Annotated in this window: 21 protein-coding genes; 10 read left to right on the top strand and 11 right to left on the bottom strand. The window is 65.9% G+C overall.

Going from position 1 to position 20795, the window contains the following annotated elements:
- Window positions 1-3 precede the first annotated feature (3 nt).
- Together HYG77_RS30005 and HYG77_RS30000 are read right to left on the bottom strand one after the other, a co-directional pair.
- A complete protein-coding gene (locus HYG77_RS30005; protein WP_109330625.1) occupies window positions 4-231 on the bottom strand; it encodes a ferredoxin family protein in 228 nt (75 codons plus the stop codon).
- Entirely contained in the window at window positions 228-1037 is an 810-nt protein-coding gene (locus tag HYG77_RS30000) for a GntR family transcriptional regulator (protein WP_208961404.1), read from the bottom strand. The genes HYG77_RS30005 and HYG77_RS30000 overlap by 4 nt, the downstream gene beginning before the upstream one ends.
- A gap of 295 nt (window positions 1038-1332) precedes the next feature.
- Between HYG77_RS30000 and HYG77_RS29995 the strand changes: the two genes are divergently transcribed.
- A complete protein-coding gene (locus tag HYG77_RS29995) occupies window positions 1333-2340 on the top strand; it encodes an iron-siderophore ABC transporter substrate-binding protein (RefSeq protein ID WP_109330629.1) in 1008 nt (335 codons plus the stop codon).
- 93 nt (window positions 2341-2433) lie between these two features.
- Window positions 2434-3831: a sugar porter family MFS transporter gene (locus HYG77_RS29990; protein WP_208961403.1), complete on the top strand. Its 1398-nt coding sequence runs from the start codon at window positions 2434-2436 to the stop codon at window positions 3829-3831.
- A gap of 65 nt (window positions 3832-3896) precedes the next feature.
- Here HYG77_RS29990 and dxs read toward each other — a convergent pair whose 3' ends face one another.
- Window positions 3897-5852 carry a 1-deoxy-D-xylulose-5-phosphate synthase gene (gene dxs / locus HYG77_RS29985; protein ID WP_208963568.1) on the bottom strand — a complete coding sequence of 652 codons (1956 nt, stop codon included), beginning with the start codon at window positions 5850-5852 and terminating at the stop codon, window positions 3897-3899.
- A 251-nt stretch (window positions 5853-6103) separates the two neighbouring features.
- Between dxs and glsA the strand changes: the two genes are divergently transcribed.
- The 3 genes from glsA to HYG77_RS29970 all read left to right on the top strand — a co-directional run bounded on the left by glsA (window position 6104) and on the right by HYG77_RS29970 (window position 9817).
- Complete coding sequence (glsA, locus tag HYG77_RS29980) at window positions 6104-7924, top strand: glutaminase A (RefSeq protein WP_208961402.1); 1821 nt, start codon at window positions 6104-6106, stop codon at window positions 7922-7924.
- A 94-nt stretch (window positions 7925-8018) separates the two neighbouring features.
- Complete coding sequence (locus HYG77_RS29975; RefSeq protein WP_109330635.1) at window positions 8019-8981, top strand: ATP-binding cassette domain-containing protein; 963 nt, start codon at window positions 8019-8021, stop codon at window positions 8979-8981.
- On the top strand, window positions 8978-9817 hold the full coding sequence (locus tag HYG77_RS29970; RefSeq protein ID WP_109330637.1) for an ABC transporter permease: 840 nt from the start codon (window positions 8978-8980) through the stop codon (window positions 9815-9817). The genes HYG77_RS29975 and HYG77_RS29970 overlap by 4 nt, the downstream gene beginning before the upstream one ends.
- 27 nt (window positions 9818-9844) lie before the next feature.
- Here the strand turns inward: HYG77_RS29970 and HYG77_RS29965 are convergent, their stop codons facing one another.
- From HYG77_RS29965 to HYG77_RS29955, 3 genes are all read right to left on the bottom strand, one after another.
- Window positions 9845-10348, bottom strand: coding sequence for a MarR family transcriptional regulator (locus HYG77_RS29965; RefSeq protein WP_208961401.1), 504 nt, complete (start codon window positions 10346-10348; stop codon window positions 9845-9847).
- Window positions 10349-10424: 76 nt separating this feature from the next.
- Window positions 10425-11681 carry a TRAM domain-containing protein gene (locus HYG77_RS29960; protein ID WP_208963567.1) on the bottom strand — a complete coding sequence of 419 codons (1257 nt, stop codon included), beginning with the start codon at window positions 11679-11681 and terminating at the stop codon, window positions 10425-10427.
- 46 nt (window positions 11682-11727) lie between these two features.
- A complete protein-coding gene (locus HYG77_RS29955; protein ID WP_109330641.1) occupies window positions 11728-13722 on the bottom strand; it encodes an APC family permease in 1995 nt (664 codons plus the stop codon).
- A gap of 163 nt (window positions 13723-13885) precedes the next feature.
- Between HYG77_RS29955 and HYG77_RS29950 the strand changes: the two genes are divergently transcribed.
- Together HYG77_RS29950 and HYG77_RS29945 are read left to right on the top strand one after the other, a co-directional pair.
- Window positions 13886-14551, top strand: coding sequence for a TrkA family potassium uptake protein (locus HYG77_RS29950; protein ID WP_109330643.1), 666 nt, complete (start codon window positions 13886-13888; stop codon window positions 14549-14551).
- 47 nt (window positions 14552-14598) lie between these two features.
- Window positions 14599-15258: a TrkA family potassium uptake protein gene (locus HYG77_RS29945; protein WP_109330645.1), complete on the top strand. Its 660-nt coding sequence runs from the start codon at window positions 14599-14601 to the stop codon at window positions 15256-15258.
- Between the two features lie 31 nt (window positions 15259-15289).
- Here the strand turns inward: HYG77_RS29945 and HYG77_RS29940 are convergent, their stop codons facing one another.
- Both HYG77_RS29940 and HYG77_RS29935 read right to left on the bottom strand, forming a co-directional pair.
- Window positions 15290-16015: a DUF3159 domain-containing protein gene (locus tag HYG77_RS29940; RefSeq protein ID WP_208961400.1), complete on the bottom strand. Its 726-nt coding sequence runs from the start codon at window positions 16013-16015 to the stop codon at window positions 15290-15292.
- Window positions 16016-16043: 28 nt separating this feature from the next.
- Window positions 16044-16421: an OB-fold nucleic acid binding domain-containing protein gene (locus HYG77_RS29935; protein WP_109330649.1), complete on the bottom strand. Its 378-nt coding sequence runs from the start codon at window positions 16419-16421 to the stop codon at window positions 16044-16046.
- A gap of 136 nt (window positions 16422-16557) precedes the next feature.
- On the opposite strand from HYG77_RS29935, the gene HYG77_RS29930 reads away from it, so the two are divergent.
- Complete coding sequence (locus HYG77_RS29930) at window positions 16558-17271, top strand: alpha/beta hydrolase (protein WP_109330651.1); 714 nt, start codon at window positions 16558-16560, stop codon at window positions 17269-17271.
- 5 nt (window positions 17272-17276) lie between these two features.
- Here the strand turns inward: HYG77_RS29930 and HYG77_RS29925 are convergent, their stop codons facing one another.
- Window positions 17277-18128 carry a DUF3710 domain-containing protein gene (locus HYG77_RS29925; RefSeq protein ID WP_109330653.1) on the bottom strand — a complete coding sequence of 284 codons (852 nt, stop codon included), beginning with the start codon at window positions 18126-18128 and terminating at the stop codon, window positions 17277-17279.
- Between the two features lie 2 nt (window positions 18129-18130).
- A complete protein-coding gene (gene dut, locus HYG77_RS29920; protein WP_201453471.1) occupies window positions 18131-18652 on the bottom strand; it encodes a dUTP diphosphatase in 522 nt (173 codons plus the stop codon).
- A 35-nt stretch (window positions 18653-18687) separates the two neighbouring features.
- Here dut and HYG77_RS29915 point away from each other — a divergent pair, with 35 nt between their 5' ends.
- Window positions 18688-19203 carry a DUF3093 domain-containing protein gene (locus tag HYG77_RS29915; protein ID WP_109330655.1) on the top strand — a complete coding sequence of 172 codons (516 nt, stop codon included), beginning with the start codon at window positions 18688-18690 and terminating at the stop codon, window positions 19201-19203.
- 119 nt (window positions 19204-19322) lie between these two features.
- Here HYG77_RS29915 and HYG77_RS29910 read toward each other — a convergent pair whose 3' ends face one another.
- Complete coding sequence (locus HYG77_RS29910) at window positions 19323-19625, bottom strand: DUF4193 domain-containing protein (RefSeq protein ID WP_109330657.1); 303 nt, start codon at window positions 19623-19625, stop codon at window positions 19323-19325.
- 480 nt (window positions 19626-20105) lie between these two features.
- Between HYG77_RS29910 and cei the strand changes: the two genes are divergently transcribed.
- Window positions 20106-20795, top strand: coding sequence for an envelope integrity protein Cei (gene cei / locus HYG77_RS29905; RefSeq protein WP_109330659.1), 690 nt, complete (start codon window positions 20106-20108; stop codon window positions 20793-20795).

Genomic DNA, 20795 nt, shown 5'->3' with positions numbered 1-20795 from the left:
CGCTCAGCGGAGGAGGTACGGCATGTTCACGGTGACGGCGCCGGTGGGACAGCGGGCTGCGCACGGGCCGCAGTACCAGCATTCGTCGACGTGCATGAAGGCCTTGCCGTTGTCCGGGTTGATGGCCAGCGAGTCGAGAGGACAGATTTCGACGCACAGCGTGCACCCCTCGATGCACAGTGACTCGTCGATGGTGACCGGTACGTCGGCGCGTGCGTTGACAAGTGTCATGTGAGCTCCCAGTTCGAAATTTCGGGACGTCGGATGAGGTTGCTGCGCATGGTGATTCGATCACCGCGCATGCGGATGTACTCGAGGTCGACGGGACGTCCGTCGACGAGTCGGGTGAGACGCTCGAGCAACAGGAGCGCGGCCCCGTCCGGGGTCTGTAGGTTCGCCGCCGAGTGCGCATCCGCATTCACCGATTCGATCACCACATCCGCTGAACCGAGTGGTTGCCCACAGACCTCCTCGATCAGCGTGAAGACGTCGTTGCGCTCGAGGTCGCGGCCGAGGATGTTCCGCCCGATGTCGGGCACCAGATAGGTGAGGTCGAGACTGAGCGGGAGGTCACCGAGATAGCGGACACGTTCGATGTAGACCGCGGATTCCCCTGCTGCCAGCTGCAATCGACGCACCACGGCCGGTGGTGGCGTGATCTCCCTGGCCACGCGCACGTCGTTGCGCACCTCACCGTGTTCCTTCAAGGTCTCCCTCAGTCCCAGCAGGGCGTCGAGCCCGTGGTCGTACTTGCGCCGCGCCACGTGAGTGCCCACCCGGGGCGCACGGTCGATCAGACCCTCCTGCTTGAGGAGCGCGAGCCCGTCCCGCACCGCGTTCCGAGACACCCCGAATTCGTGCGCCAACTCCGATTCCGGAGGCAGTCCGCGGTCGGCGAAAGAGTCCGCGTGGATCTGCTGCCGCAAGAGGTCGGCGAATCGGCGAGCCTCGTCGGCGCGAGATCTGCGGGCAGAGGGCTGGCCGTGCAGGGCAGTCGGAGCCACCACCGCCTCTGCATCGTCCGCGGCGAGCGCCATGCGTTTCCTCCGTCGATTGTGCAGTGTGCTGAACGACAAGAGACGCTAACTGCTGTTCGACCACCGGAAGTCGCGCCTACGGACCACCCGGCGCGGCCTCCGCGAATCTGCCGGTTGGGTCCCGTGGAGTGCCCTGCTCACCTGGGTAAACGCGAATACGGCGCCCCATTACGCCACCGCTGAACCGGAAGCAGAGTTCGAATCACGGTGATCCGAAGTCGAGCGCAGAACCCGGTCCCGGCCCGATATCTAGGTTAGGCTTACCTTTTACTCGCTCGTCGAAGGAGTCGTTGCCGTGTACACACCCCCACGCCCGATCGCTGTAACACTCGCCGTGGCCGGCACCGCGCTGCTCGTCGCCGCCTGCTCGTCCGGCGACGGCGGCACGAGCGCGGAAGGCGGCGGAGCCGGCTTCCCGGTCACGATCGAGAACACCTTCGGATCCACCACGATCGACGCCGCCCCGGAGCGCATCGTCACCCTGGGCTGGAACGCCCAGGACGTCGTCTACGCGCTCGGCGAGACCCCCGTCGGCATGCCAAAGTACTCCTACGGCGCCGAGGCGAACGGAGTGATGCCCTGGCTCCAGGACCGCTACGACCCCAGCCGGACCACACTCCTCGACACCGCCACCACCATTCCCGTCGAGCAAGTGGCCTCGCTGGCACCCGATGTCGTCCTCGCACCCTACGAGGGATTCGACCAGGGCACCTACGAAAAACTTTCCGCGCTCGCCCCCACCGTCGCCTACCCGGACAAGGCGTGGCAGACCAGCTGGCAGGACCAGACCACCCTGATCGGTCAGGCGCTCGGTAAGACCGCCGAGGCAGAGGCTCTCGTCACCGGCCTCGACGACCGGCTCGCGCAGACCGCCGCAAAACACCAGGAGTTCGCCGGAAAGACGGTGTCGGTGGTGAACTTCGATACCGACGCTGCCACGGTGAACGTCTACATGCCCTCCGACCCCCGCGTGCAGGTGCTCACCGAGCTCGGATTCACAGTCGCACCCGGTGTGTCGAAGCTCGCCGAGTCGAATCCGGACAAGTTCTTCGCCGACATCTCGGTGGAGAACATCGCCGATATCGACGCCGATGTCGTGGTCGCGTTCGTCGCCGACGACAGCACCGTCGCGGCCAACCCTGCCTACGCGAATCTCGGCGCCCTCGGCCGGGGAAGCGCGGTGACATTGTCGGATACGAAGGTGATCGCAGGACTCAGCCAGACCAGCGTGCTTGCCACTCCCTGGGCGCTCGAGAGGCTGACGCCGCAACTGAGCGAGGCGGCGAACAAGGCCGGTGCGTGAAGTCCCGCCTGATCAGGCATCGCGAGCGTAGCGTGATTCCACACGAAATTTCGTAGCCGGCCCACAGCCACGCTCGCCGAAAGCAGGTATGCGATGACACAGATGTCCGAAAGACACACCGCCAAGGTCATCGGGGTCACGGTCGCGGCAGCGGTCGGGGGTTTCCTGTTCGGATTCGACAGCTCGGTGATTAACGGAGCCGTCGATTCCATCCAGGGGCACTTCGAACTGAGTGCGTTCTTCACCGGCTTCGCGGTGGCCATCGCGTTGCTCGGATGCGCTGTGGGCGCGTGGTTTGCGGGCCGCCTCGCAGACCGGTGGGGCCGCAAGAAGGTGATGCTGCTGGGTTCGGTGTTGTTCGTCGTCTCGTCGATCGGCGCCGGACTCGCCTTCAGCGTTCCCGACCTGATGCTCTGGCGCATTCTCGGCGGCCTCGGAATCGGTATCGCGTCCGTCATTGCGCCGACCTACATCGCGGAGATCGCACCGGCACGCTACCGCGGCGCGTTGGCGTCGCTGCAGCAGCTGGCGATCACTCTCGGCATCTTCGCCGCGCTGCTGTCGGACGCGGTGCTGCAGAATGCCGCAGGCGGCGCATCGAACGAGTTGTGGCTGAACCTCGAGGCGTGGCGCTGGATGTTCATCGTCGGCGTGGTCCCCGCGGTCGTGTACGGCATTATCGCGCTGATGATTCCCGAGTCTCCGCGCTACCTGGTCGGCAAGCACCTCGACCAGGAAGCGGCCGACATCCTCGCGAACATCACCGGCGAAGTCGACCCGCAGGGGCGCGTATCCGAGATCCGGGTGACCCTTCGCCACGAATCGACGGCGTCGTTCGACGACATTCGCGGCCCCAAGTTCGGGCTGCAGCCCATCGTCTGGGTCGGTATCTTCATGGCCATCTTCCAGCAGTTCGTGGGTATCAACGCGATCTTCTACTACTCAACCACGCTCTGGAAGTCGGTGGGCTTCACCGAGAACGAGTCGTTCGTTACGTCGGTGATCACCGCGGTCATCAACGTCGGTATGACATTCGTCGCCATCCTGTTCGTCGACCGGATCGGCAGGCGCATCCTGCTCATGGTCGGCTCGCTCGGCATGTTCGTGAGCCTGCTGACGGCCGCAATCGCCTTCTCCCAGGCGAAGGGCAGCGGTGACGACGTCGTGCTCCCCAGCCCGTGGGGGGCAGTCGCCCTGATCGGCGCCAACCTGTTCGTGATCTTCTTCGCCTCCACCTGGGGCCCGGTCATGTGGGTGATGCTGGGCGAGATGTTCCCCAACAACATGCGCGCCTACGCACTCGGCATCAGCACGGCGGCGAACTGGATCGCCAACTTCACCGTCACGCTGTCGTTCCCGCCGCTGACCCGTTCGGTGGGCCTGTGGTTCCTGTACGGCCTGTTCGCGTTCTTCGCGCTGCTGTCGTTCTTCTTCGTCCGGTCGAGGGTCCGGGAGACGAAGGGGATGGAACTCGAGGAGATGACGACCTGACGTGGTCTACATACAGATCCGGCCGAATCGTTCCGATTCGGCCGGATCGGTTTTTCACGGGTGTGTCAGCTCTGCCGGCCGCTGTTCTCGATGTGTTCGGCGCTCTCGCGCGCAACCACCCCGTTGGCCGCCGACGGGGGGTGGTTCCCCAGACTCGCCACCCAGCCGGTGATCTGGCGGGCGACATCCTGCGCAGTCAACCCCAGTTCGGCGTGAACCTGGGTGCGGGAGGCGTGGTCGAGGAACCGTTGCGGAACGCCCAGATCCCGGCACGGGATATCGACGCCCGCAGAGCGCAGGGCCGCCGACACGGTGGAACCGACGCCTCCATGCAGGCCACTGTCCTCGACCGTGACCACCATGCTGTAGTCCTCTGCGAGCTTGACCAGAGATTCCGGCACCGGGAGGACCCAACGCGGGTCGACGACCGTCGCAGAAATACCTTGCTGCTCGAGACGATCGGCCGCAGCCAGAGTGAGTCCGGCGAACGCCCCGACCGACACGAGCAGGACGTCCTTTCGGCCGGAGGAGTCCCGCAGGACGTCGACGACACCGTCGATTCGGCTCAGCGCGGGCACGTCGTCACCCACGGTGCCCTTGGGGAAGCGCACCGCCGTGGGTCCGTCGTCGACAGCCAGCGCCTCGTCCAGTTCTTCGCGCAGAGTCGCGGCGTCGCGCGGAGCCGCGACCCTCATGCCGGGCACGATGCCCAGCAGCGACATGTCCCACATGCCGTTGTGGCTGGCACCGTCGTTTCCGGTGATCCCCGCGCGGTCCAGCACCAGGGTGACCGGCAACTTCAGCAGGGCGACATCCATCAACAGCTGGTCGAATGCACGATTGAGGAAGGTCGAATACACCGCGACAACCGGGTGCAGTCCTCCGAGTGCCAGCCCCGCCGCCGAGGTGACGGCGTGCTGCTCGGCGATGCCGACATCGAACATCCGGTCGGGATAGGCGTCACCGAACGCTGCCAGTCCGGTCGGACCCGCCATCGCGGCAGTGATCGCAACGATGTCCTCGCGGCGACCGGCCTGCTCGATGAGCTCGGCCGAGAACACGGAGGTCCAGTCGGCGGATGCCGTCGCCGTCGACTTCCCGGTCAGGGGGTCGATCACACCGGTCGAATGCATCTGGTCGGCGACGTGATTCTCTGCTGGTGCGTACCCCATGCCTTTGCGGGTGACGGCGTGCACGATGACCGGTCCCCCGAACGCCTTGGCACGGCGCAGCGCAGACTCGAGGGCAGCTTCGTCGTGACCGTCGACGGGACCGAGGTACTTGATTCCCAGATCCGTGAACATGACCTGCGGGGCGACCGCGTCCTTGAGACCTGCTTTCATCCCGTGCAGGACGGAGTAGGCGGTACGGCCCACCCACGGCAGTTTCTTGACGATTCTGCGACCGTTGTCGAGCACCCGCTCATAGGCGGGCTGCAGCCGGAGGGTGGCGAGATGATCGGCGAGACCCCCGATCGTCGGCGCGTACGACCTGCCGTTGTCGTTGACGACGATGATCACCGATCGGCTCTTGCCTGCCGCGATGTTGTTGAGCGCTTCCCAGCACATACCGCCGGTCAGTGCGCCGTCACCGACGACGGCGACCACGTGGCGAGCCTGGCCGGTCAATTCGAATGCCTTCGCGAGACCGTCCGCATAGGACAGGGATGCGGAGGCGTGCGAGGACTCGACCCAGTCGTGTTCGCTCTCGGCGCGGCAGGGGTACCCGGACAGTCCGCCCTGCTTGCGGAGCGACTCGAAGTCTCCCTTGCGACCGGTGAGGATCTTGTGGACGTAGGCCTGGTGACCGGTGTCGAAGATGATCGGATCGGCGGGCGAGACGAACGTGCGGTGCAGGGCGAGCGTCAGCTCGACGACACCGAGATTCGGTCCGAGGTGGCCGCCGGTCGCCGATACCTTCTGGACCAGGAACTCACGGATCTCCGCGGCGAGTTGCTTCATCTCCGCGGGGTTCAGCTGACGCAGATCGTCAGGCGTCTGGATACGGGCAAGAACACCCAACGAGATCGCTCCCTCCGTGATGCACGCCGCATTACGTGCCTCTGCGTCGTGGCTTCGTGTCACGTCACAGTGCACCCAGTCTACGGAGCCGCGGGACCGGGCGACACACCATGTGCACACAGGCGTCCTCCGAACACCCCCGCATCCTCGACAGCCGCGCGACCGGCCGTGACCGGGTTCACACGACTGCGGCCACACGGGCACCCCTCGGAACCCCCGACTTCGCCGTCGTCAGGCTCTAGGGTCGTCTCATGAGCACCGTCGTCGACGCGTTGATCGGGAAGATCTTCTCCGAGACCTGCAGCAACCGCGGCGGTGAGCTGGCCGACTACATTCCGGAGCTGGCGGCCGTGCCCCCCGATTCGTTCGGTATCTGCATAGCCACGGTCGACGGATACGTATACGAGGTGGGCGACACGCGCCTGCCGTTCACCATCCAGTCGATTTCGAAACCGTTCACCTACGCCCTCGCGCTCGCCGACCGAGGCGCGGAGGCCGTCGCGGAGAAGATCGACGTCGAACCGTCGGGGGAACCCTTCAACGAGATCAGTCTCGACCCGATGACCGAGCGGCCGCGCAATCCGATGATCAACGCCGGTGCGATCACTGCTGCGTCGTTGGTGGCCGGGCCCGACGTGGACTCGCGATTCGAACGAATCCGCGAGGCCTACTCGCGGTATGCAGGGCGAGAGCTCACCTTCAACGAGGCGGTGTACGCGTCCGAGTCGCACACGGGCCACCGGAACCGCGCCATCGGGCACATGCTGCGCTCGTTCGACATCATCACGGGCGACCCCGACGAGGCGGTAGACCTCTACTTCCGGCAGTGCTCGATCGACGTGACCTGCCGAGACCTGAGCCTGATGGCGGCGACGATGGCCAACAACGGGGTCAATCCCGTCACGCACGACACGGTGCTCGCCCCCGTCCTGGTCGAGCGGGTGCTGAGTGTGATGTCCACTTGCGGCATGTACGACGGCGCCGGTAAGTGGCTCTACGAGGTGGGCCTGCCCGCCAAGAGCGGCGTCGGAGGCGGGATCGTGGCGGTTCTGCCGGGCCAGATCGGCATCGCTATCTACTCGCCGAGGCTCGATGCCCACGGAAACAGCGTCCGCGGAGTCGAGGCATGCAGGGCACTGTCGGCCGAACTCGAGTTGCATTTCCTCCACGTCACTCGGGCGGCGCGCGCCGCGATCCGCGCCCGCTACTCCGCGTCGGATGCCCCGTCGCGCATGCGGCGCACCCCGGTCGAGCGGGCCACCCTCGACGATGTCGGCAAACGCAGTCGCATCTACGAACTGCACGGCGATCTGTTGTTCGCCGGCGCGGAGACCGCCGTCCGTGAGATCGGCGGCGTCGACGAGGACCTCGAGGTAGTGGTGGTCGACGTCCGGCGAGTCGACGATGTGAGCGGGGTGGCCTGCCGGATGATCGACACCCTGCGCGGCACGCTCGCCCAGCGCGGGTGCGCCGTGGCGTTCGTCGACCCCGGCGGATTGCTCGGCAACTCCCGCTCGGACCTCACGGGAGACACCGGACGGGTATTCGCCGACCTCGACGCCGCCGTGCAGTGGTGTGAGGACGTTCTCCTGGATCGGCACTGCCGGTCGGCCCGCCAGCCGGCCTCCCTCGCTGTCACCGAGCATCCGGTCCTGTCCGCACTCGACCCCGAACAGCTCGATCGGCTCACCCGCGACCTCGAGATCCGAACTTTCGACCGCGGCGAGCACATCGTTCACCGGGGGGATTCCGCCTCAGGGCTCTTCCTCATTCTCTCGGGCAAGGTGAGCACCACGATCACCGATCAGGCGGGGTCGACGTACCGCATCATCACCTTGTCAGCCGGGATGAGTTTCGGTGAGATGCCGATGATGCTCGATTCCCGCTTCCTCAACGACGTCCGGGCCGACACCGCGGTGACCGTCGCGGTGCTGACTCCCGAGCGGTATGCCGACATGGCGTCGAAGGAACCCGCACTGAAAGTCGCGCTGCTCGAGCGACTGGCGTCGGGCGCCTACGAACAGCTCGACCTCATGCTGCGGTCGCTGCTGAGGCAAGGGAACGGCAGCTGAGCGGCATACCGAAATCCGCTTGCCGGAATCGGGAAAATCGGACAGGCTCGGGGTCTCGGGATTCGACGCCATTCGAACGCGAAGGCAGGGTGCAATGCTGACAGCCACGAAGCTGGCCATCGAGACGACGGGACTCGTCAAGACTTTCGGTTCCACCCGCGCCGTCGACGGACTCGACCTCTGCGTACCCCTCGGGGGCGTCTACGGCGTCCTGGGTCCCAACGGTGCCGGCAAGACCACCGCGATCCGCATGCTCGCCACGCTGCTGCCCCTCGACGGCGGATCGGCCACGGTACTCGGACACGACGTCGCCACCGAACCGGACGCCGTTCGCGGCAAGGTATCGCTGACGGGCCAATTTGCTTCGCTCGACGAGGATCTGACGGGTACTGAAAACCTCCTGCTACTCGGCCGCCTCTTCGGTTATTCGCGCGCGGCAGCGCGATCGCGATGCGAGCGGCTGCTCGCGGCGTTCGGCCTCGAGGAGGCCGGAAATCGACAGGTGAAGAACTACTCGGGCGGGATGCGTCGCAAGCTCGACATCGCGGCGAGCATCATCGTCACACCCGAGATGATCTTCCTCGACGAACCCACCACCGGACTCGATCCCCGCAGCCGCAACCAAGTCTGGGACATCGTGCGCGCCCTCGTGGCCGGGGGGACGACAGTGCTGCTGACCACGCAGTACCTCGACGAGGCAGACCAGTTGGCCGACCGGGTGGCCGTGATCGATCACGGCAAGGTGATCGCGGAGGGCACCACCGGCGAACTCAAGGCGTCCGTCGGATCCGGGTCTCTGCATGTGCGCGTGACCGATGCGGACACCCGGCCGGCCGCAGCGAGGTTGCTCCGTGACGTACTCGGTGTCCCGGTTACCGAGGAGAACGACCCCGTCGCGCTGACTGCCCGCATCGACGATCCGCGAAGGGTCGCGCAGGCACTCCCCGCCCTCCACGACGCCGGAATCGCCGTCAGCACATTTGCGTTGGGGCAGCCGAGCCTCGACGAAGTATTCCTATCCCTGACCGGCCGACCCACCGAGGAGCCTGCGTCATGACCTCCACCGCCGACCGGACCACCGACACCACGAAGGCGGTCGCCGACGTCCTGAAGATGCCCGGACCGCGCCCTTCGCGTCCCACTGCGTGGTCGACCTCCCTGTCGTTCGGGTGGCGTGCCTTGCTGAAGATCAAGCACGTTCCCGAGCAACTCTTCGACGTCACCATGTTCCCGATCATGTTCACGTTGATGTTCACGTACCTGTTCGGCGGGGCACTCGCCGGATCGACCGACGCCTACGTCCAGTTCCTGCTGCCCGGCATCCTCGTTCAAACCGTCGTCATGATCACCATGTACACCGGCCTGACGCTGAACAAGGACATCGAGAAGGGTGTCTTCGACCGCTTCCGTTCGCTTCCGATCTGGCGTCCGTCGCCCCTCGTCGGCGCCCTGCTCGGTGACGTGGTGCGCTACACGATCGCCTCGATCATCGTCCTGATCCTCGGTCTGGTCCTGGGTTTCCGGCCGGATGGCGGGATCGTCGGAGTCGCGGCGTCGATCGGACTGCTGTTGCTGTTCTCCTTCAGCCTGTCCTGGATCTGGACGATGTTCGCGATGCTCATGCGAACCGAGCAGGCGGTGATGGGGGTGTCGATGTTCATCCTGTTTCCGCTGACATTTGCCAGCAACATCTTCGTTGATCCCGCCACGATGCCCGGATGGCTCCAGGCGTTCGTTGGGGTCAATCCGATCAGCAAACTGGTGACGGCCATTCGCGGACTGATGGCCGGATCGGTGCAGTCGGCTGACCTCGTCGTGGTCTTCGGCTGGTGCGCCGGTTTCATTGTCATCTTCGGACCCCTGACGATGCGCCTCTACAACCGGAAGTCCTAGTGCCCGGCACCGGCCGGAAGCGGGTGTCTAGTCCTTCTCGGTCCGGACCGGGCGCTGAGGCGGCGCAGCACTCTGCACGCGACCGTTTCGCTGTTGCACAGACGCCGTAAACGTCTCGTTGAGTTGCAGCAGCGACGTCACCGCGGCCGATGCCTGCTCCTGCGACCAGCCGTCCAACATGGCCCGCAGCCGTTCCGCGCGACGTTCGGTTGTCTCGCGGAGGACGTCGAATCCCTTGGGCGACACCTGAATACGCGAAGCGCGTTTGTCGTGTGGGTCAGCCGTGCGCAGGACGTATCCCGCATCGACGAGTTCGGCGATCTGCCGGCTCAGGGACGACTGACTGACGCACAGGTCGGCGGCGAGTTCGTTCTGCCGACACTCACCACGGGTGGACAGCACGAACAACACGCTCGTCAGAGCGGGCGCGATCACCGTCTCACCGCTCGTGAAGACCACTGCACGCAGGGAGCGCCCCAGTGCGAGTACTGCATCGGCGAGCGCCCGCGCTGTATCTGGCTGTACCGACATCCGATCCCCGTCCTAGTCCCGCTGTTGCAGGGAAAACTATACGGAGGTCGTGGTGCGGCACGCCGATGCAGTCCGGTCAGCGCGTGAGCAGGGCGATGCACTCCACGTGGTGAGTCAACGGGAATGCATCGAAGGCCCGGACGGTATCGAGCCGGTAGCCCTCACCGAGGTAGAGACCGACGTCCCGGGCAAAGGACGCCGGATCACATCCGACGTGCACGATGCGTTCGGCGTCTGCGGAGGACACCGCCGCGATCACGTCTCGCCCCGCGCCGGTGCGCGGCGGGTCGAGCACCACCACCCGGGGCGGCCTCGCCAGTTCGGACAGCGCACGTTCGACCCGCTCCGGACGGAAACGGACCTGCGGTACATCCGCCAGCGCTGCCCTTCCATCGGCGACAGCCTGCTTCGAGGACTCCACCGACTCCACGAGCCCGGCGCCTGCCAGTGCTGCCGCGAACACACCCACCCCTCCGTAGAGGTCCCATGCCGTATCACTCGCGGTCACACCGGCCCACTCCGCTACCACGGTCGAATACGTCTGCGCCGCTCCGCGATGCGCCTGCCAGAAACCGGTGGCAGCTAGCGTCCATTCTCGGTGATGTACCCGTTCCCGCGGCCGCCCAGACCCCTCGAACAGCCGCTCGACTCGCGGCGCCGCGACAGCCGCACGTCGCGCTGCGGCACCCCGTCGACCGGGACTCGTTCGTCCCGTCTTCGACACCTTCGGGGGCGCGATCTCGACAACGTGGCGCTCTCCGGCACCGTCGAGAACGATCTGCACCTCGCTGCCCGGCGTCCACTCGTGCTCGGCGATGCCGTCATACGCAGCAGTCTCGATCTGCGGGCACTCGAGGTCGGTGACGATGCCCGAACTCCGGTACCGGTGATATCCCGGCAGCCCGTTGCCATCGACAGCCAACCGCACCCGGGTGCGCCAGCCGGTTCCGTCACCGGTGCCGGGCAGTTCCTCGACGTCCACGTTCCGGTCCACCCGCGCGAGCCGCAGCAGCTGCTCGGACACGATCTGCGACTTCATCTGTCGCTGGAAGGCGAGGCGGGCATGAGACATGTCACAGCACCCGGCGCCTCCCGGTCCCGATATCGGGCAGATCGGCGCAATTCGCTCCGGCGAACCCGCGAGAATGTCGACGGCCTCCGCGCGGCAAAACGATCCGCCGCGATCTTCGGTGACGATCGCGATGACCCGCTCCCCCGGCAGGCCATGACGCACGAACACCACCCGCCCCTCGTGCCGTGCGACGACGAATCCACCGTGGCCAGGATTGCCGAGGGTCAGCTCGAGGCGCCGGCCGGTCCAGTTCTCACTCAACGCTGCCATCCGTCCAACACTGCCATCCGTCCAACACTGCCATTCGTCACTTCTCTTCGGGGTCGTACCCACGCCGGGTGGCGCCGGCGGTGTACTCGACGCCGAGCGTCTTTGCCTTCTCCGACGAGTTCAACTGCCAGGGAACGCTGGTCACCATCACACCTGGTTGGAACAACAGCCTGCTTTTCAGTCTCAGCGCGCTCTGGTTGTGCAGGATCTGCTCCCACCAGTGCCCGACGACATACTCGGGAATGAACACGGTGACGACGTCACGCGGAGCGTCCTTGCGGACCCGCCGCACGTAGTCGAGGACCGGTTTGGTGATCTCACGGTAGGGCGATTCGATGACCTTCAGGGGCACCGCGATGTCGCTCTTCTCCCACTGCCGCACCAGCGCCCGCGTATCCGGTTCGTCGACGTTGACGGTGATCGCCTCGAGGGTGTCGGGGCGAGTGGCGCGGGCGTACGCGAGTGCTCGCATGGTCGGCATGTGGAGCTTGGACACCAGGACGATCGAGTGGGTCCGGCTCGGCAGCACACCGTCCCACTCCTGCTCCTCGAGCTCAGCAGTGACACTGTCGTAATGCTTCCGGATCATCTTCATCACCACGAAGATGGCCACCATGGCAACGATGGCGATCCAAGCCCCGGCCGCGAACTTGGTGATCAACACGATGATCAGGACCGCGCCGGTCATGGTGAGACCGATCGAGTTGATCACCCGCGAACGCTGCATCCGGCGGCGTTGCCGCGCATCGGTCTCCGACGCGAGATGCCGGGTCCAGTGCCGGATCATCCCGGTCTGGCTCAGGACGAACGAGACGAACACCCCGACGATGTAGAGCTGGATCAGCTTGGTGACCTCGGCGTCGAAGAGGACGACGAACGCAATGGCCGCACCAGAGAGGAACAGGATGCCGTTGCTGAAGGCGAGCCGGTCACCACGGGTGTGGAGCTGACGCGGCAGATACCTGTCCTGCGCCAGGATGGAGCCCAGGACCGGGAACCCGTTGAACGCCGTGTTGGCCGCCAGCACGAGGATGAGCGCCGTGACGATGGCAATGAAGTAGAAGCCGATGGGAAATCCGCCGAAGACCGTCTCGGCCACCTGAGCGATCAGCGTCTTCTGCTCATAGCCGCTCGGCGCGCCGATCAACTGTGCAGCGGGATTGTGTGCGTAGACGATTCCGATCTTCTGCGCCAGGATGATGATGCCCATCAGGAGGACGATCGCGATCGTGCCCAGCAAGAGCAGCGTCGTGGCCGCGTTCCGGGACTTCGGTTTACGGAACGCGGGAACACCGTTGCTGATGGCCTCCACACCGGTGAGCGCCGCGCACCCCGACGAGAACGCGCGCGCGATGAGGAAGGCGAAGGCGATGCCGTACAGGTGGGAGTCCTCTGCCGCGAGTTCGAACCCCGCAGATTCCGCCTGTAGGTCTTCGCCGAGAACGTAGATCCGGAACAGCCCCCAGGACAGCATCAGCACCATGCCGAAGACGAACGCGTACGTCGGAATCGCGAACGTGATACCCGATTCGCGGATGCCACGAAGGTTGATCGCAGTGAGCAGGACGATGGCCGCCACGGCGAAGAGAACCTTGTGCTGAGCCACGAACGGCACAGCCGAGCCGATGTTGGACGCTGCCGACGAGATGGATACCGCAACGGTCAGCACGTAGTCGACCAGCAGCGCGCTGCCCACGGTGAGACCGGCAGTGGGACCCAGATTGACCGTGGCGACCTCGTAGTCGCCGCCGCCCGACGGATAGGCGTGCACGTTCTGCCGATAGCTCGCCACCACCACCGCCATCACGGCGGCCACGGCAAGTCCGATCCACGGCGTGTACGCGTACGCGGAGATGCCTGCCACCGACAGCACCAGGAAGATTTCCTCAGGCGCGTACGCGACCGAGGACATCGCGTCGGACGCGAAGACCGGTAGTGCGATCCTTTTGGGAAGCAGCGTGTGCCCGAGCTTGTCGCTCCGGAAGGGTCTGCCGAGCAGTAGCCGCTTGGTGGCGGTCGAGAGCTTTGACACTGGCAAAGCGTAAGCCGTCCGCGAAGAAACTGGACCGTCGCCCACCGAAGTGTCCGGATTGCGATCTGTGTCTCGGTTGCTCTTTCGCCTGGGCACTGTACGGTTCGATTCGGTATGCACGTGCTCGGGACGTGACACCACAAGTCCATGAACGGAGTAACAGGTGTATGTGGTCATCATGGGATGCGGCCGAGTCGGCTCGTCCCTCGCCGGATCGCTGACCCGCATCGGACATGACGTCGCGGTCATCGACCGCGATCCGGCCGCATTTCTGCGACTCGATCCCGACTTTCCCGGACGCACGGTCGTCGGGATGGGATTCGACCGCGACGTACTGGTGAAGTCCGGTATCGAACGGGCCGAGGCCTTCGCGGCCGTGTCTTCCGGCGACAACTCCAACATCATCTCGGCACGTGTGGCGCGGGAGACGTTCGGAGTCGAGCGCGTAGTCGCCCGCATCTACGACGCGAAGCGCGCCGCCGTCTACGAGCGGCTCGGAATCCCCACCGTGGCCACCGTCCCGTGGTCGACGGATCGTTTCCTGCACACCCTGACTCGTGACAGCCAGACGGCCAAATGGCGTGACCCCTCGGGAACCGTTGCCGTCACCGAGTTGTCGCTCCACGAGGACTGGATTGGCAGGCCGATCGCCGAACTCGAGGCCGCCACCTCGTCACGGGTGGCATTCATCATCCGTTTCGGAACGGGCATCCTCCCCGACCGCAAGACGATCTTCCAGGCTGACGATCAGGTGTATATCGCGGCAGTGTCCGGAACCGTCGCCGAAGCCGTCGCTCTCGCGGGCAATCCCCCACCCTCGGAGAACTGAGTGTCAGTGAGAAATTTCACGATCGAACACCCGAACGGAAGCAGCCGATGAGAGTCGCAATCGCAGGCGCGGGTGCCGTAGGACGCTCCATCGCGCGGGAACTGGTGCGCAGCGAACACGATGTCATGCTGATCGAGCGCAAGCTCGAACACATCGAGCAGGAGTCCGTACCCGAGGCCACCTGGGTTCACGCCGACGCCTGTGAACTGAGCAGCCTCGAGGCCGCCACCCTGGAAACGTACGAAGTGGTGATCGCTGCCACCGGCGACGACAAGGCGAATCTCGTCCTCAGTCTGCTCGCCAAAACCGAGTTCGGGGTTCGCCGCGTCGTCGCCCGGGTCAACGACCCCCGCAACGAATGGCTGTTCGACGAATCGTGGGGCGTCGACGTGGCGGTGTCGACGCCACGGATGCTGGCGTCACTCGTCGAGGAGGCGGTGTCGGTCGGCGACCTGGTTCGCCTCATGACCCTCCGTCAAGGGCAGGCCAACTTGGTCGAGGTCACGCTGCCCGACAACACCCCACTTGCAGGCAAAGCCGTGCGCAAGCTCCAGTTGCCGCGTGACGCAGCGCTGGTCACCATTCTTCGCGGTGGTCGAGTGATCGTGCCTCAGCCGGACGACCCGCTCGAGGGCGGCGACGAACTTCTCTTCGTCGCCGGAGTCGACGTCGAAGACGCTCTGCGGACCGCTGTCGGCCTCTCGTAAGGCTCGCGGATGAGGCGGTCGGGGCGACCGCCTACGACGACCGTGGATCCTCGCGGGGTCCACCCGCCTCCGTGTCGTCGGTCGGCATGACCGCGCCCTCCGGATGATCGGTGGGCTCCGCCGCCTCCGGATGATCGGTCGCCTCCAGGGGCCGCGGCTCGACGATCCGATCGGCGCGCCGCACGGCCCAGATGGTCACCAGGAGAGCCAATCCGGCGAGCGGCCACCCCATCGCTATGCGGGCGACGGCGAGCCAGCCGGTCTGGTCGGAATCGTACAGCTGGGACTGCACGAGGTACCGGGCACCGAAGACCAGCGCCCACGCCCCGGTCGCCACGTCATAGGCCCGCACGGCGCCCCGGTGGCGACGCCACAGATTCCCGTGGCCGTTCAGGAACCCCCAGATGATGCCGACGATCGGCCAGCGCACGAGGATCGAGCCGAGAAACACCGCCGCGTACGCGAGGCTGGTGTAGATCCCGAAGAGGAAGTAGCCCTTCGCATCACCGGTGCGATAGGCGATGAAGGCAGAAATTCCGACCCCGAAGAAGCCGGAGATGGCCGGTTGGACGGGACTGCGGCGAATGATGCGCCACACAAGGATCGACGCGGCAACCCCCAGGGCGGCCCAGATCGCCGGACCGAGACCCCATACTCCGTTGACCGGCACGAAGACGAGAATGGGCAGGGTGGAATAGATCAGTCCGCTGAACCCACCGAGCTGCTCGAGAACGGACTGCTGCTTCGTTTCGGTCACTCGACGAGAGTGCCACACGAACCGGGACCTACGATTCGCCCCGCAACTCGTAATACGGGTTGAAGATCACCTTCTGGCCGTCGCGATCACCGACACGACCCCGGACCAACAGGGTTTTACCGGGTTCGATCCCCGGAATCCTGCGTCTTCCGATCCAGACCAGCTTGACCTGTTCGGTGCCGTCGAAGAACTCCGCTTCGATGCTGGCATTGCCGGACTTGGGACACGCCTCGACGCTGCGGAGCCGGCCCAGCATGGTTACTTCCTCGCCGCGGCTGCAGTCGCAGGCCCGCTGCGCGCCGGACGCCTGAGACGTCTCGGCCATTTCCTCGGCGTCCAGCTGATCGAGGTCTTCGGTGAGCCTGCGAGTGAGCCGACGAAAATATCCTGCCGTGGCGGGTGCCATTGCGCGCTCCTGGAGCATGTGCGGCGCGAGATCTTCGCGCCGCTCGTAGGGCTGTGTAATCGCCACTGTAGACCCAATGCTTCGCGGCAACCACACGACCACAGTGGCATCACGACGGACCAGGCAAGATCACCTCATGCCTTCGACATACCGGCCACGCACGGCCGTGGTCCTGCCAGGAACGGGATCCGACGCGGACTTCGTTGCACGGGCCTTTACGGAGCCACTTGCCCGGCGCGGGGTTCGCACGCTGGCCGTCGACCCGGACCCCCGAAGGGTCGTCGGAAGCTACGTGGACGCACTGAACACTGCCGCCGCGGCCGGTGAACCGATTCTGGTCGGTGGAGTCTCCCTCGGCGCCGCGGTTGCGCTGCAGTGGGCTGCGACCCACCACGAACACACGGCCGGTGTGCTGGCGGCTCTCCCGGCCTGGACCGGAACGGCCGAGGATGCGCCAGCGGCTGCGAGCGCACGCTTCACGGCGGCCCGGCTGCGCGCGGACGGCCTCGAACAGGTGACTGCCGAAATGGTCGCATCCAGTCCGCCCTGGCTCGGCCGCGAACTGGCGAAGTCGTGGCGGTCGCAGTGGCCGCATCTTCCGGCTGCCCTCGACGAGGCGTCGCGGTATCACGGTCCCGCCGAGGACGACCTCGAACGGATCGACGTGCCGGTAGGCATCGCCGCGGCCACCGACGACGCCGTTCACCCGATCGAGGTGGCCCGAACGTGGGCCGCTCTGCTACCGCACGCGGGCCTGGTGACCGTGTCACTCGACGACATCGGCGTGGACCCGGCGGTACTCGGATACGCGAGCCTGCGCGGGCTGGACTCGGTACTGCGCCGGCCCTGAGTGCGTCAGCGGCCCAGCTGCTGCATCGCGGAGCCTGATTCGCCGCGCCGTTGTTGGGGCGGAGCCGGTGCCGGCTGCCCGTCCTGGGGTTGCGCGGAAGCCGTTTCGGGCTGCGCGCCGGATTGCTGCGGAGCAGGCTGGGCGGCGGCTTGCTGCTGAGCCAGCTGCTGCTGGTGGGCCGCCGCGAGCTGCTGGGCGAGAGCCTGCGGCAGGACGACCGGGAGCGGGGTCCGGACCGGGTGCGGTTCGGTTCCCCGCTTGACCACGGTGTCCCGCAGAATGGCCCGGGCTGTGGCGACGAGGTCGGAGTCGGCGGTGTTTCCGCCACTGGGACCGGCGACGACGCACCGCACCATCCACCGGTAACCGTCCACTCCGATGAAGCGAAGGTCTGCGTTGGGCGTCACGGCGAAGACCTCACGTCCCCACGGCCCGTTCTCGATGCTGACGGTGGCGTTGTCACCCCGCAGGGACTCGGCGAGGTCACCGGCCACTTCCCGCCACTGGCCGGGTGACTTGGGTGCGGCGTACGCCGCGACCGTGATCCGTCCGAGCTGGGTGACCAGATGAACAGCCTGCGGAGAACCGTCGGGCGCCATCTCTACCTGCAACTGAGCGCCCTGAGGCATCGGGACGAGCACCGACCCGAGATCGAGCCGGGTCCCCACCTCGCCCACCGTGAGGTCGGCATCCGATTCGAGGTCGTCGGCGTCGTAGGGGCCGCCGTCCACGTCGCTGATCGCGTCGTAATCGTCCTCGGCATCGTCGTAGTCGTCAGCGGTGGTTGCCGCGTCGGCGTCGTCGAAGAAACCGGGACGGTCCTCCTCGGATTCGTTCTTCTTGCGGCGTCCGAACATGATCACGCTCCTTCTCTGGCGTTGCCGACAAGGCTGGCATGGCCTCCGCTCGACCCGTGTCCGTCGGTGCCGCGGGTGGTGTCGTCGAGCGACTCCACCTCGACGAAGGACACCAATTCCACACGCTGAACCAGCAGCTGTGCGATGCGGTCGCCGCGGCGGATCTCGATCGGTGTCTCACGATCGTGGTTGATCAGGCAGACCTTGATCTCGCCGCGGTACCCGGCGTCGATGGTGCCGGGCGTGTTGACCACCGACAGTCCCGACTTCGCGGCCAGACCGGACCGGGGGTGAATCAGCCCGACGGTGCCCAAGGGCAGGGCGATCGCGATTCCGGTACCGACGAGGGCGCGCTGACCCGGTTCGAGGGTGAGATCGGACGTGCTGCACAGGTCGACACCGGCGTCGCCGTCGTGCGCGCGTCGCGGTACCGGAATGGCTGGATCCAACCGCTGGAGGGCAACAGGGGGAAGGGCTGCAGTTCCTCCGAGAGGAAGGCCGGGAGATAGGTCGCTCACGTGCACCGAGCCTACTCGTAGGCAGCGACTATCCTGGTGGCGTGTCAGAAACGTCCAGGCCCGAAGCCGCGCCCACCGACCACACCTCGCCGACGCTGTACTCGGAACGCCTCTGGGTACCCGTCTGGTGGTGGATCGCGGGCCTCTTCGTCGCCGGACTGCTGGCTGCAGAGGTACACATGGGTGCGCCCGGCGTTCGTGCCTGGTTGCCCTACGTCCTGCTACTTCCCCTCCCGATCTGGGGATTGGTGTGGCTCAGCAGAACGAGAGTCGAACTCGTCGACGAGGCGGACGGCGTCCACCTCCGGGTCGGACAGGCTCACCTGCCGGTCGATGTCATCGCGCGGGTTGCCGAGGTTCCGGCCACCGCGAAGAGCGCAGCACTAGGACGGCAGCTCGACCCGGCCGCCTTCGTGCAGCATCGGGTGTGGGTGAAGACGATGGTGCTGATCGTCCTGGACGATCCCGAGGATCCGACTCCGTACTGGTTGATCAGCACCCGACGGCCGGCCGAATTGCTGGCCGCTCTCGATCGTGCGCGCCCCGAGGAACACTGAACCGGGTCCCGTACCGGCGGTACCGGCACGGTCCGCTCCGCAGACACAACGGACGGATCAGTCCCCGGGCACATAAAACGGACGGTGGTATTCCACCGTCCGTCGCATGCGCTCGTACGTCAGGCTGCGCAGTCCCTGCACACGAGCACTCCGCCTGCATCGGTGGCGAGGCGGCTGCGGTGATGCACGAGGAAGCAGCTCGAACAAGTGAACTCGTCGGCCTGCTTGGGGATGACCCGCACCGAGAGTTCCTCGCCGGACAGGTCGGCGCCCGGAAGTTCGAACGATTCCGCGGTATCGGATTCGTCTACGTCGACAACAGCCGACTGAGCCTCGTTGCGTCGCGCCTTGAGCTCCTCCAGCGAATCCTCCGAAACCTCGTCGGACTCCGTTCGCCGCGGTGCGTCGTAGTCAGTTGCCATGTCGTCTTCCCCTCATCTTCTTTCATGTATCCCGGCCTCGCGGGGCCCGTCGAACGGAAGTCGGTCGATCGTCCACACGAAAACCGCCTCGGCGCAGATCACACCCGCGGCCTGCACAACGTTGCAGCGGCCGCCCACGTGCCCGGATCCAGTTCCCGGGGACATGATGTGCGCCTCACTTCGTCTCTTCTGTCCGCCCTCGTCGTACGTGCATTTAACGACTGGGGCCGCCAGACAGTAGCCGAAGGGAGTACAAAAGTCGTAACCGAATCAACGGATCGCGCAAATTGTCTGCTAATCGTCACCAACCCCACAGCAAGCTGTGACATTTGACAACCGGGACGGGTACGGAGATATGACACTGGTGGGATCTAAGGTAGGTGCCGAACCTGCGCCACAACGTGTGGCCGGGCCCTGTATCGATGCGCTGTACGGGGTGGACGTCCCCAGCGCTGTTCGTAGGAGAGGTCGAGGCACACTGTGGTTTCACTGATCACCGAAGGCAGTTCGCGCGACGAGAACGGTCGTCCGTTCCGGCGACGGCGAAGTTTGCCCATTCTTGTGGTGTTCGCGGTTCTCGCCCTACTCGGCGCAGTGGTGTGGGCGGGCATTCTGGGCGAGGACGAAAACCTCGCCACCACCGTGGATTGCAACGCTCCTGCGCCGGCGTCGCAACCGGCGGATCCGGCGGCCCCGCCGCAACAGACTCTCGGCGAGAAGGTGGACCCGTCGACGCTCCGGGACGTCGAGCCGGCCGCTCTGTCCGCCACCAAGGTGCGGGTGTTCAACGCGAACGGTGAGCACGGCCAGGCAGCCCAGGTCGCCGCCCAGCTGAGCGACTACGGCTTCGCGAGCGCACCCGACGTGCAAGCCGGCAACGACCCGATCTACCTCGACCAGAACATGCAGTGTCAGGGGCAGCTGCGGTTCGGTCCTCAGGGTCTCGCCGCCGCGAGCGCCGTCTGGCTGGTGGCGCCGTGCGCGGAACTGATCCAGGATGCACGCACCGACGACACCGTCGATCTCGCGCTCGGCACCTACTTCCGGAAGATCTCACCGAACACCGACGCCGAGGAGGTGTTGCGGTCCCTGAAGGATCCTCCTCCGGGAACGCAGCCCGCCCCACTCGACATCGACCTGCTGAAGGCCGCTCGCACCGCCCGCTGCTGA

Source organism: Rhodococcus sp. ZPP, assembly GCF_017656075.1.
In the GTDB taxonomy this organism is placed as follows: domain Bacteria; phylum Actinomycetota; class Actinomycetes; order Mycobacteriales; family Mycobacteriaceae; genus Rhodococcus_F; species Rhodococcus_F oxybenzonivorans.
This window is presented reverse-complemented; position numbering and strand designations above follow the sequence as displayed.

Excerpts from the sequence above, each read along its gene's own strand:
- HYG77_RS30005 (WP_109330625.1), bottom strand. The coding sequence starts at position 231 with ATGACACTTGTCAACGCACGCGCCGACGTACCGGTCACCATCGACGAG.
- HYG77_RS30000 (WP_208961404.1), bottom strand. The coding sequence starts at position 1,037 with ATGGCGCTCGCCGCGGACGATGCAGAGGCGGTGGTGGCTCCGACTGCC.
- HYG77_RS29990 (WP_208961403.1), top strand. The coding sequence starts at position 2,434 with ATGACACAGATGTCCGAAAGACACACCGCCAAGGTCATCGGGGTCACG.
- glsA (WP_208961402.1), top strand. The coding sequence starts at position 6,104 with ATGAGCACCGTCGTCGACGCGTTGATCGGGAAGATCTTCTCCGAGACC.
- HYG77_RS29975 (WP_109330635.1), top strand. The coding sequence starts at position 8,019 with ATGCTGACAGCCACGAAGCTGGCCATCGAGACGACGGGACTCGTCAAG.
- HYG77_RS29970 (WP_109330637.1), top strand. The coding sequence starts at position 8,978 with ATGACCTCCACCGCCGACCGGACCACCGACACCACGAAGGCGGTCGCC.
- HYG77_RS29965 (WP_208961401.1), bottom strand. The coding sequence starts at position 10,348 with ATGTCGGTACAGCCAGATACAGCGCGGGCGCTCGCCGATGCAGTACTC.
- HYG77_RS29945 (WP_109330645.1), top strand. The coding sequence starts at position 14,599 with ATGAGAGTCGCAATCGCAGGCGCGGGTGCCGTAGGACGCTCCATCGCG.
- HYG77_RS29935 (WP_109330649.1), bottom strand. The coding sequence starts at position 16,421 with ATGGCACCCGCCACGGCAGGATATTTTCGTCGGCTCACTCGCAGGCTC.
- HYG77_RS29930 (WP_109330651.1), top strand. The coding sequence starts at position 16,558 with ATGCCTTCGACATACCGGCCACGCACGGCCGTGGTCCTGCCAGGAACG.
- HYG77_RS29925 (WP_109330653.1), bottom strand. The coding sequence starts at position 18,128 with ATGTTCGGACGCCGCAAGAAGAACGAATCCGAGGAGGACCGTCCCGGT.
- HYG77_RS29910 (WP_109330657.1), bottom strand. The coding sequence starts at position 19,625 with ATGGCAACTGACTACGACGCACCGCGGCGAACGGAGTCCGACGAGGTT.